The sequence below is a fragment of the Thalassotalea euphylliae genome, from assembly GCF_042682785.1.
Lineage (GTDB): Bacteria > Pseudomonadota > Gammaproteobacteria > Enterobacterales > Alteromonadaceae > Thalassotalea_F > Thalassotalea_F euphylliae.
The window spans coordinates 397,388-409,885 of the sequence record NZ_JBHUIB010000012.1 but is presented as its reverse complement, the minus strand read 5'-3'; the positions used below and the strand labels follow the sequence as shown (position 1 = coordinate 409,885).

Genomic DNA, 12,498 nt, shown 5'->3' with positions numbered 1-12,498 from the left:
TAATCAAAATATAGGAAATTCCGTGACTGCTAGTGCTTTACCTTTGACGTTCGACGTATCACTACAACAACCGCTTTCACAAGCGATTGAGGCTATTCAAGGCTCTCTGCCCGTTTCACTCTCTCTTGCCGATAATGTGTTTTCATTAGATGCAACATCTGCCAATAGTGCGAGTACGATTGAGCTCATCGTATTTTCAGATATCGAATTTCCTGTCCTAGCGAAAATTTTGAATCAATGTTTACTCACAGATGCGACAATCACAGCGGTTAACCATCGCAATGCGTTAACTAGCCTGCGTATGCTAGTGAATACGCCTGACTTAACACGTGCGCGCGAAAAGCTAGTTGAGATCACCCTCACCGAAGGCATCGAGGCCGCCCTAGTCCAGAATGCGCCTACACTCTCTACACCTGGCTTGCTCGTTATGGATATGGACTCAACCACAATTCAAATAGAATGTATTGATGAAATCGCCGCGCTAGCAGGCGTTGGTGAAAAAGTTGCCGAAGTTACTGAACTTGCCATGCAAGGAAAGCTAGATTTTTCTGAGAGCCTATATCAACGTGTGGGCACACTAGAAAATGCGCCAGAATCTATTCTGGCTGAAGTTGCTAAAGACATTCCTTTGATGCCGGGCCTGCAAGTGTTGATTGAAGAGCTGAAACAACATAACTGGAAAGTGGCTATCGCTTCTGGCGGCTTTACCTATTTTGCCGATCATCTGAAAGCACTGCTTGGTTTAGACGCAGCCGAAGCTAATGTGCTAGAGATTGTAGACGCAAAGCTAACAGGCAAGGTATTAGGTCGCGTTGTCGATGCGAATGTAAAAGCCGAGGTACTTCAGTCATTAGCCGAACAATACGCTATAGATAGCACTCAAACTGTTGCGATGGGAGATGGTGCGAATGACTTGGTTATGATGGCCGCTGCTCACATGGGCGTTGCTTACAAAGCCAAACCTTTAGTACTGGCAAAAGCTGACACCAGTATCAGTCACTCTGGCTTAGACCTTATGCTGCATTATTTGAAGTAAGAGACCGGTATTAAACCGACAATAATTGATGACGTAAGACCGTTTCTTGCGTCACATCAAAACACTGGATAACACCAGCTACACTCCATATATCTTGTTCGATTTGCTTACCCCGGTGAATCGCATAAGAACCTATGTAACTCAGTTCAGGGTTCAAATGGTCCATATCAGGCTCATCAGCACGGGACAGCTTCACTAATACACAATAAAAGCTTCCGCTTTTCAGTGCGTTAGATATAAACATCTTCTTTAGCTTGCTTGTTTGTAGCTCACTAGCAAGCTTGGTGGTCACCGCTTTATCGATAAGCTCAGAGTCATGCTTAATTGAGATATATAACGTATCGGTTATCGGTGCATCTGACGCCTGCAGTTTCTTCAGCGTAGAGCTCATTAAACTTGTTGCTTGCTGGTTATTCAGCAAAGGATACAAATTAAAATGATTGGGTCTATCACTTAGCGACCGCATTTGTGTCAACAACGGTAAATCAGGTGTGCTTCCACCTACCGACTCTATCTTGTAACGACTTCCGCTGGTTTGAACGAAAAGTGTTGGCACTTTCAGAACATGTGAATAAATCGAGCGCAATGCTTTCGCCAACCCTGGTGTCATATCTGCATATTCATCAGGCGTTAGCTTTTCTTTGTTTTTCTCTATCAACACTTTAAAGAATGCACGACCAATGTGTTGATGTTTTTCAACAAATACACGCAAATTTAGTACATTCTTTTTCTTGTTGATTCGCATCACTTCATACGGCAATGATTTTAAATCAAACGAAGACGTGATTTTTTGTAAATTAGGGAAGCTAATATTGACGATTTCCCCTTTACTTAACACAGCCGACTTATCCAGGTTTACTTTCAAACCAGACACAGAAAAATCTTGCGATACGCCTGTCCATTTCACACCTTCAGCTTCTACAACAACAGGCGTTTTATAAACAAAACGTGCTTCTTGACGGTGGTTGCGATAATTAATGCCTAAACTATCGACCACTATAGGTGTAGCTGAACGCTTGTGCCCTAGCGATTTCAGCTTTGCTTTATCAATATCTTTAAAGCTAAGTTGTGCATAGTCTGCATGCACTTTGTCATCGGTAATATCCAGTGCCGTGACGATATAAGGTAAGCGCGCAACGATAGCGTCGACTTCTTCGGAAGGTGGAAGATTCAAGTATTCATCTTTCTTCGGCAGTGTATTGGCCACCGTAAATGGGCTCAACGCATGTGCGCTATTGACTTCAAGAATTGATAACTCGGTCACGGCAAATGTATTCTTAGATGCAGCAAAACCAATGAACTGGCTCATAAATTCACGGTCTTGCGCTAGCTGTTTTTCATCCGCCGTGTAGAAAAAACTCTTCCCTTGGCTTTGATGGACAAAACTATAGACAGTTAATGGCTTGCCTAATTTCGCCGCTCTTATCAGGCGTTCGATTCGATCGGCATTGATCAAAAAGTGTAATGCTGAACGCTTTGTCTCATCCTGCCAATATTCGTATGTAGCTTGGTTGTTGTTCGACGTCAGCGCATATCGTGGTAACAATTCAGTACCTTGACGCTGGATAAAAACAGGCAACTCATTCGATTTAGGTAAAGTGAATTGTTCTAAACTGCGCGATTGAATCGCTTGAATGGTGTTATCCAAATTGATTTTATAGCGACGTTTATTGCCTTGGATATACCCTTGTAAAAAGGTTTTAAAGCCATCTTTTTCGACGGACATTAAGCGCTTAGCACCGATAAATTGACTATTTTCTTCAATGCTAATGTTGCATACTTCGTATTCAAAGCTGTTGTCTTTACCAAACTGAAACTCTTCGGTTAAACCTTTGAAAACAATTTTTAAAACATCGCCAACGGCTACTTTCTGTGTTTGATGGAAGCGAAACTTACAGCCACTAACACTGATATCTGAACTTGTCGCTTCTAGCGCTTCACCATTTGGCAACTCTACCTCGATAGCAATTGCGAAATTCATCCGCTCTTCACTACGGTTGTGGTAATGACCAAATGGGTAAAACTTTGCGGGATACTGCAATTTTTCTAGTATTTTAGGGCTATCAGAGGCACTTGGATTTGCCGCAGCTATCGTCGAAGACTTCTCTTTCTGGTAAATGACACGGAAATTATTTTCAGTATTATTAACGGCTTCATATACGCCAAAGGTATATCCACCGTATGCCGCCATATTTTCTTTAAATACTTTTTCTGCAATATCATCAATAAAGTGTACGCGATTATCATCTTCAAATGCCTTGCATTCGCCGTCAACATGACCACGTAAATCAATTAAACGCGTGCACGGTTGCGCCAACCGCTTCAATTCCATTTTGAGTAAGAAGCGATCAGTTTTAGCAATATTCTGCGTCGCGCTTTGAAAATTAGCTTCAAAGTCGCTTTGATTTACTTTCCCTCGGAAGCGTTCAATTATTTTTATATATTGAGAAAAATCTTTAGTCATTTACGCTCGGTTATCTATACAATGACGATATATTTAGGCCAAGTCAGCACAATACGCCGCGTCTAAACCACGTCGCCATTTCATCAAAAAGCGACCAGTTACGTGAATAAAAAGTTGATAACGCCAATTTTTAAACACTATCCACGTAAAAGCAATATCTATGCCCTTAAAGGACATTCATGGCTAAAAATAAAACCTCTTATGTATGCACTGAATGTGGTGCCGACTTTACCCGATGGCACGGACAATGCAGCGAATGTAAATCTTGGAACACGATTTCCGAATTCCGCCAAGCCAAACCATCTGCGGGCAGAGGCGGAGGGTTTTCTGGCTACGCTGGCGCTGTTAACGCCGAAGTGCAAACCTTAGACACCATTGATTTAACCGACCTCCCCCGTTTTTCATCGGGTTTTGCCGAGTTTGACCGCGTTCTTGGCGGCGGTATTGTTCCAGGAAGCGCAATATTAATTGGTGGTGAACCTGGTGCGGGTAAAAGTACATTGCTATTGCAAACCATGTGTCACCTCGCCAGCCAAATGCAAACCTTGTACATCACTGGTGAGGAATCTTTGCAGCAGGTTGCGATGAGAGCTAAACGACTTGGTCTGCAAACAGATCAGTTGAAGCTTTTATCAGAGACGAGTGTTGAAACTATCTGTCATATTGCCGAACGCGAAAAACCTAAAATCATGGTCATCGACTCTATCCAAGTCATGCACATGAGTGACGTGCAGTCTGCTCCGGGTAGTGTTTCTCAAGTGAGAGAAAGTGCAGCGTATTTAACGCGATTTGCCAAACAGCATCATGTCGCCATGATTTTGGTTGGTCATGTCACAAAAGACGGTAACTTAGCAGGGCCTAAAGTTTTAGAGCACTGTATCGACTGCTCTATCATGCTAGAAGGTTCTACTGATTCACGCTATCGCACATTGCGTGGCCATAAAAACCGATTTGGCGCCGTCAACGAGTTAGGCGTCTTCGGTATGACGGGAACTGGTTTGAAAGAAGTTAAAAACCCCTCTGCTATCTTTCTAAATCGTGGCGAAGAGCAAACGCCAGGCAGTGTCGTCATGGTGCTTTGGGAAGGCACTCGCCCACTTCTTGTTGAAATTCAAGCCCTAGTCGACCATTCAGCCCTTGGTAATCCTCGACGTGTAGCGGTGGGCGCAGAACAAAATAGATTAGCGATGTTGCTCGCGGTATTGCACCGTCACGGCGGTTTACAAATGAACGATCAAGACGTTTTCGTTAATGTCGTCGGTGGCGTTAAAGTTGCAGAAACCAGTATTGATTTGGCTTTGCTACTGGCGCTTGTATCTAGCTTTCGCGATAGAGCTTTACCGCAAGACCTTGTGGTATTTGGCGAAGTTGGTTTATCTGGAGAAATTCGTCCTGTACCAAGCGGCCAGGAACGTATTAATGAAGCAGCTAAACACGGTTTCAAACGTGCAATTGTGCCATACAACAATATGCCTAAGACGCCTATAGAGGGTATGGAAGTGATTGGTGTGAAAAAATTAAGCCAAGCACTAGATGCTATTTAGTAACAAATTTAGCGCTCTACCTGTATAAAAAATTTTGTTAGACTGCTGCGAGCTTTTACGCCACATAAAGGCGCAATATTCCCGCAGTTTAAGGGTTTTTAATGAACGTATTACTCAAGAAGTCAGCAACTTTGCTGGCTGTTGCATTAGCCACACTAAGTGTTAATGCCGAAAAACTTACCTTAGAGCGCATCAACAGCGCACCATCACTAACAGGTCAAGCGCCTAAGTCATTGTCTTTTTCTCCTGACGGTTCTCGTGTTACCTATTTGCAAGGTAAAACTGACGACATCTACCGTTACGATTTATGGGAATACAACATAGAGGCAGACGAGAATAGACTGCTAGTTGATTCAAACGATATTTTCGCAGGGCCAGAAACCTTATCGGATGAAGAAAAAGCACGCCGTGAACGCCAACGTGTCTATGGCACAGGTATTATGGAATATACCTTTTCAAATGATGGTACAGCACTACTCTTTCCCGTAAACGGTGATATCTACTATTACAACTTAGAAGATAAAACATCGAAACGCCTGACCGAAACGGAAGCCTTTGAAACTGATGTAAAGTTTTCTCCAAAAGGTAATTTCATTTCTTTTATCCGTAACCAGAATATTTACGTCATCGATATTAAGTCTGGTAAAGAACGCAGGCTGACTAAAGACGGAAAAGGCCCTATCAAAAACGGTATGTCTGAGTTTGTTGCTCAAGAAGAAATGGACCGAATGACGGGATATTGGTGGGCTCCGGACGAGAAAAACATCGCGTTTTTGCGTGTTGATGAATCGCCTGTGCAAATCGAAATTCGCAACGAAATCTATGCAGAAGATATTAAGCTAATTGAACAGCGTTATCCCGCCACAGGTACCAACAACGTAAACATTCAACTTGCCACGGTAGATGTTAAAGGAAAAAAGATACGCTTCATTGACACAGGTAAAGATACCGATATTTATATCCCACGAGTCAATTGGACCAATAATAGCCAAGTACTAACCTACCAATGGCAAAGTCGTGACCAGAAAAAACTAGAATTACGCAGTTATAACCTGCGTAACCGCCGTCAAAATGTACTGCTTACCGAAACATCTGATCACTGGATAAATTTGCATCACGATTTGTACTTCCTGAAAGACAATAGCTTTATCTGGGCATCAGAGCGTGATGGTTACAAACACCTGTATCATTTTAGCAGCAAAGGTAAATTAGAAGCTCAATTGACCAAAGGTCAATGGGTTGTTGACCAATTAGAAAGCGTTGATGAAGAAAATGGCTGGCTTTATTTTACGGGCCGTGCAGACACAGCGCTTGAACGTCATTTATATAAAGTGCCTCTAAAAGCGAAGTCACCGGAAAATGTAGCACGTGTGACTAAACGTAACGGTTTCCATAAAATAGTGTTTGCGGGTGACAACCAGTCCTATATTGATAACTACTCAAACATTTCGCAACCAAATCAAGTAAGCCTTCATAAAACTGACGGTGCTCGTATTACTTGGTTGTCAGAAAACGTGGTTAATGAAACACATCCACTAACGCCTTACATGGAAAATTGGTCGTTACCTCAATACGGCTCAATCCGTTCGGATGACGACACGACTAACCTGTACTATAAACTCTACAAACCGAAAGGAATGGAGCCAGGTAAACAGTACCCAGTTATTGTTAGCGTCTATGGTGGACCACACGCACAACGTGTGACTAACGCATGGAGCAAGAAAGAATACTTCACTCAGTATCTCGTGCAGCAAGGTTACATTGTTTTTCAATTGGATAATCGAGGCTCAAACTATCGAGGTACAGGCTTTGAATTTCCAATTTATGAAAAATTAGGTGATGTTGAAGTTACAGACCAAATCACAGGCGTGAAATACCTACACACGTTGCCATATGTGGACAAAGAACGTATTGGTGTATATGGGCACTCTTACGGTGGCTATATGGCGTTAATGTCTATGTTCAAAGCAGGTGATTACTTTAAAGCAGGTGTCTCTGGTGCGCCAGTAACCGATTGGATGCTATATGATACGCACTACACAGAGCGTTATTTAAATCACCCTAAAGCAAACGCGGAAGGCTATGAACAAAGCAGTGTATTCCCTTACATCGATGGTTTAAATGGTGCACTATTGGTATATCATGGAATGGCTGACGACAACGTATTGTTCACCAACACAACGAAGTTAATCAAAGCGATGCAAGATCAAAATAAAACGTTTGAATTGATGACTTACCCGGGCAGTAAGCACAGTATGCGCGGGAAGAAAGTTCAAGTTCACTTAGGTAATACTATCGTCAATTTCTTTGATCGCCACTTTAAATAAGGCGTTCATCACCTTCATCAAGAGCAAGCAATCGCTTGCTCTTTTTTTATCCCAAATAAAAATTGTATATTTTTTTGATTAGCGCATGACAAATGTAAAATTTTTCGTCAATATGAGTCGAAATCGGGGCGGTAATTAGAACCACAACAATAATAGTTGTATACCATCTCGTGTCTTCAATTGCAGTTAACCAGAGCAGGGAAAGCTTAGTTAATACAAATAGATACGGACACACCTCATGCAGTTGCAGACCGAAACTAAATTATAAATTCAGGGTGAAACATGAAAAATAGACCTTCCGTAGTGCGTAAGGTATTGCTCTATGTGTCCAGCATTATCTCTGCAATATCGATCATTGTTGCAGTCTCAGTAACCAGCGAACGTGCTGAAACCGTTGAAAGCTCAGTACTTCAAAATATCCGAATTTCTACGCAGCAAGCGTCAGACGGCATCCATGAGTTTTTCCGAGAACGCTCTCGTGTAGTAACGTCTTTGAAAGGCAATACATTTGTGAACGAGTGGTTCGAAGGATACACAGAACGTGGCTCCGATATTGATAGTGATCCCACGTATCAGCAACTTGTCCAATTCTTTAAAAATGAATCAGCGCATGATCCTTTGATCAAATCAGTTTTCTACGCGCCTAAAGCAACGCATGAATATTTCGATATCAATGGTCGCTACAACGATCCAAACTATTTCACAAGTAAACGTCCATGGTGGTATGAAGCTTTAGAGCGCGACCGCTTATTTATTACCAAGCCTGAAATCGACGCCAATGATGGTTCAATAGTGACGTCTATAAAAACCACTGTTTATGGTAAATCACAGCAGCTGCTTGGCGTCATGGGTATTGATATTTTGGCATCTGAAGTACGCAGTAAACTGATTGATACCATGAAGTTTCAGGGCTTAGGTTACGGTTTTTTGTATACCTCAGACGGTCAAATCATCTCATTTCCAGATAATCAAAACCGCATCGACATGAGCACGCTACCAAAGCTTACAGAAGTCGATAAGCAATTTTCTGATGCTGACGGTTTCACAGAGCTAATGGCTGCCACAGAAAAACAGAAAGAGACACTGACCCATGTTACATGGCAAGGTGAAGACTACCTTGTTTTTGTCACAAATATTGATGATGAGACGATGGAGTTGGATTGGCGTGTTGGCTTTATGGTGCCTCAACATGTTATTGATGATCCGGTGAACAGTGCTATCTGGGGCTCAACTATCATCGTCATATTAGTGATTCTGATCACAGCTGGCGTGACTGTTTATACTATCCAGAAGCTACTTACTAACCCTCTTAACCAAATCGTTGAAGCGATGAATGACATTGCGACAGGCGATGGTGATCTGACACAGCGTATTGACCTCGATCGAAATGATGAATTAGGCCAGCTAAGTGATGCCTTTAATCAATTCGTCTCGAACATTCAAGGTATCATCAAGCAAGCCAACCAAACTACAGAGAAAGTGCTAGGTGAATCAAACGATGTCAGTAAATTAGTGGGCGACTTTACCAACAATGTTTCAGAACAGAAAGGCTACATCGAGCAAATAGCAACGGCTGCAACAGAAATGACCCAAACCATTCACGGTATTTCTGACAACGCACAAACTGCCCTTGAATATGCCACGAAAGCGAACAATGAATCAGGAGAAGGCCAAGTACTTGCGCAAGAAGCAACAAGTTTGATGAACGAGTTAACGACTGATGTGTCAACGGCAGCCGACGTTGTTGAAGAGCTGCATCGGAACTCTCAATCAATTACCGCCATGTTGGAGGTCATCAAAGGTATTGCTGAGCAAACCAACTTGCTCGCACTTAATGCTGCGATTGAAGCGGCACGTGCCGGTGAACAGGGTCGCGGTTTCGCTGTTGTTGCTGACGAAGTAAGAACGTTAGCTAGTCGTACTCAAGACTCAACCGAAGAAATTGAAGAGATTATTGCTAAATTGCATACCTCTGCTTCACAAGCGGTAGAAGCAATGAATGTTGGCCGAGCTAAAACTGAGCAAGGGGTTGGCACTATTAACAAGGTGAGCGACAAATTAAACGAAATCACACAAGCTATTGCTTTAATTGAAGAGCAGTCCAATGAAACGGCATCGATGACACGCGAGCAGGCTTCTGCATCTGACGAGATTACCCGCCAAACCATTGCAGTCAATGAGTTGGCCGATATCACCGTAAACCAAACCGGTGAGATGGCAGCTAAGAGCAGTGAACAGCGTGAAATCACACAAGAGCTGAACGAGACGATCCGACAGTTTACTGTGTAATATTTAACGACTCTCAACATTACCTGGGGAGCAATAGCTCCCCCTGAAAGTAACAAAAAAACATGACAACATTGGAAAGTATCGCCGCTCTTTCAGGGATAATTGCTACAGTTTGGATTTCACTTGGGGTTTATGTTGCTGCAAAGTTCTATCCAAACTACAGCCATAGCCAGCAATTTTGTAGTGAGCTGGGGGCAACCGGTAGTCCCACTCAAAAACTGTCGCCGATGATCAATAACTATCCACTTGGGCTTATCTTCTGTCTATTTGGTTGGTTTTTAATGACATTGCAAGTGGCGGATGCGTGGATAGTACTATCGGGCATATTGATAATTATCCATGGTATTGGCACCTGGGTAGCTGGTTACTTTCCAATGGACCAAGATCCTTATACAAAGGTACCTAGCTTCAGTTGCAAGGTGCACTCTTGGGCAGGGTTTATCATGCTGCTCTCATTATTGACAGCACCACTATTGGTTGCCATGGGCAGCGATTCTATCGGCTTGCCCAGCTGGTTTGATTTAGTGTCAATATTTACGGTAGTCATAGCCGTGTATTATTTGTACAAAATGGCGAAATCTGTAAAACAAAAACGCCATGTTGGCACCTATCAGCGCATGTCATACTGGATAAAGCTGTTATGGTTAAGCACTCTATCTTTCTTGCTCTCCACACAGTATTTCAACGCCTAATACCCAGTCTGGTTGACCAGAAAACAACCACTTATATCCATTAGTCATACAATTTCATTATTTCTTTATATAACAATAGATTGAATCTTGTTATGCTGGTTCTGTTAACCATTAACGGAATAGTGAAGTGACGAGCGAACAACAAAAACAACAATTGCTCGAACAGGAACAAGCTTGGATCGCTAAGCGCCGTCCTGATCAATCTACAGAACAAGGCTTAACGGGTGTCGCGCTCTCCGGCGGTGGCATACGTTCGGCAACCTTCAATTTAGGTGTACTGCAGGCACTGGAAAAACATGATGTGCTTGAACACGTTGATATTACGTCATCTGTATCTGGTGGTGGTTATATGGCGTCTTGCCTCAGCTGGTTTAATCAAAAGCTAGACGGTCGATTCCCCTTTGGTACAGACCGCAAAGATCACGATAAGCTAGGTGGCGCAGTTTTAGCATGGCTGCGCTCGCATGCAAGTTTTCTGACGCCAGGCAACGGGATCACTAAACTATCATTAATGACCGCCATTCTGACCGGCACCTTCATAAATTTGGTTATCCTTATCCCAGCATTCGTGTGGTTATTTTTCCTTTCATCTATCCAGCTCGGTGAATGGTTATTGCCACTTCGCGAACAACCGATTTCAAACATTTTTGGTTTCGCCACCTTGTTTGGTTTTATCGGTTTCGGCCTTTGTATTCTCTTGATGTTTGCCACCGCCATATCTACTGGCGCTTGTGGTTTGAAAAAACGTACTACAGAATACCTCCGAAGTGCTGTAACGAAGACCGCAGGTATAACGTTAGGTTTCCTTATCGTTGGCCACTTGCCATGGCTACACGACGCCATCTACCAATTCACAGAAAAAGTGGTCCATAGCAGTATATCAGTCGCTATTGTTAGCGCCGTGCTTGCCTCAATGCTTATAAAACGAAGCAATCAGCAAGGAGAAGACGGCCCTTCACTGATCACAGGGCTTCTTGTTCGCGGGTTAATTTATGTCTTCTGCCTAAGCACCTTCACCATGACGTACCACCTTGCCACGCTTTGGCTAGAGCCTATGGTGTTATATGTGCCGGTTAGCTTTTACATTTGGACAGCACTGTCTGTCACGCTCGCTATTTGCTGCGATATCAACCTCATTTCCATGCATGGTTATTACCGCAACAGATTGCGCGATACCTTTATGCCAACCAGCATCCCAGATACTGAAAGTGATGACGAAATAATTATTGCGAAAGAGGGTTGGAAAGCATCTCAGCTGTGCTATTTGGCGGAATTTACTGCAGACAAAGGTCCCTATCACATTATCAACTGTAATTTGGAATTGATTGACTCGAAGCACCCTAGGTATAAAAGTCGATGTGGCGATAATTTCACATTTACACCAGTGATGGCGGGCTCATCAGCGACAGGTTATATTTCAACCGGTAACTACATGACCGGTAACACAGATCTTGCCAGCGTTACTGCAATCTCTGGCGCTGCGGTAGCAACAAATACCGCGTTGACACGAGGCCGTGGTTTAAACTTTGTCATGGCACTATTTAATTTGCGTCTAGGCTGTTGGTTGCCTAATCCTAAGACCGCACTTGCCCACACGGTAAAAAGGCCACTTTGGTACAACTGCATATTCAGAGATATGCTAGGTAAAGGCTTGGATGAAAACCAACCCTATATCCATTTGTCAGACGGCGGCCATTTCGAAAATTTAGGCGTATACGAACTGGTAAAACGCAAAGCAAAAGTGATCATTTCTATTGATGCCGGTGCTGATCCACTGTTTAAGTTTCATGACTTGGCGAAAATGACCGAGCTGATACGCGTCGACTTTGGTGCTAAATTAAAGCTCGATACATCGCCACTACTGCCTGGTAAAAATGGCATTAGTGCACAAGCTTATGTGGTCGGCGAACTTAGCTATGAAGACGGCACAACAGCTGAATTTCTCTATATTAAATCAGCCATGATTGCCGGTTTAAGCCCTGATGTGGTGGGCTATAAACATGAGAATCCAACATTCCCAGACCAAACGACGGCCGATCAATTTTTTGACGAATATCAGTTTGAAGCGTATCGCGAATTAGGTTTCCAAATTACGCACCAAATGCTGAAAGAACACCGAACAATAATAAAAAAACACTAGCAAAGG

Annotated in this window: 7 protein-coding genes; 6 read left to right on the top strand and 1 reads right to left on the bottom strand. The window is 43.0% G+C overall.

Features of this window, described 5'->3' with window-relative positions:
* Positions 1-22 precede the first annotated feature (22 nt).
* Positions 23-1,036, top strand: coding sequence for a phosphoserine phosphatase SerB (gene serB, locus ACFSJY_RS16285; protein ID WP_386036682.1), 1,014 nt, complete (start codon positions 23-25; stop codon positions 1,034-1,036).
* Positions 1,037-1,046: 10 nt separating this feature from the next.
* Here serB and ACFSJY_RS16280 read toward each other — a convergent pair whose 3' ends face one another.
* On the bottom strand, positions 1,047-3,500 hold the full coding sequence (locus tag ACFSJY_RS16280) for a PilZ domain-containing protein (protein WP_386036678.1): 2,454 nt from the start codon (positions 3,498-3,500) through the stop codon (positions 1,047-1,049).
* Between the two features lie 179 nt (positions 3,501-3,679).
* On the opposite strand from ACFSJY_RS16280, the gene radA reads away from it, so the two are divergent.
* From radA to ACFSJY_RS16255, 5 genes are all read left to right on the top strand, one after another.
* Positions 3,680-5,044 (top strand): DNA repair protein RadA, encoded by a 1,365-nt coding sequence (gene radA, locus ACFSJY_RS16275; RefSeq protein WP_386036675.1) that lies wholly within the window; start codon positions 3,680-3,682, stop codon positions 5,042-5,044.
* Positions 5,045-5,145: 101 nt separating this feature from the next.
* Positions 5,146-7,371: a S9 family peptidase gene (locus ACFSJY_RS16270; RefSeq protein WP_386036673.1), complete on the top strand. Its 2,226-nt coding sequence runs from the start codon at positions 5,146-5,148 to the stop codon at positions 7,369-7,371.
* Between the two features lie 282 nt (positions 7,372-7,653).
* Positions 7,654-9,660, top strand: a complete 2,007-nt coding sequence (locus ACFSJY_RS16265) for a methyl-accepting chemotaxis protein (protein WP_386036670.1) — start codon at positions 7,654-7,656, stop codon at positions 9,658-9,660.
* A gap of 62 nt (positions 9,661-9,722) precedes the next feature.
* Complete coding sequence (locus tag ACFSJY_RS16260; RefSeq protein WP_386036667.1) at positions 9,723-10,352, top strand: DUF998 domain-containing protein; 630 nt, start codon at positions 9,723-9,725, stop codon at positions 10,350-10,352.
* 127 nt (positions 10,353-10,479) lie between these two features.
* On the top strand, positions 10,480-12,492 hold the full coding sequence (locus tag ACFSJY_RS16255; protein ID WP_386036664.1) for a patatin-like phospholipase family protein: 2,013 nt from the start codon (positions 10,480-10,482) through the stop codon (positions 12,490-12,492).
* Positions 12,493-12,498: the final 6 nt, after the last annotated feature.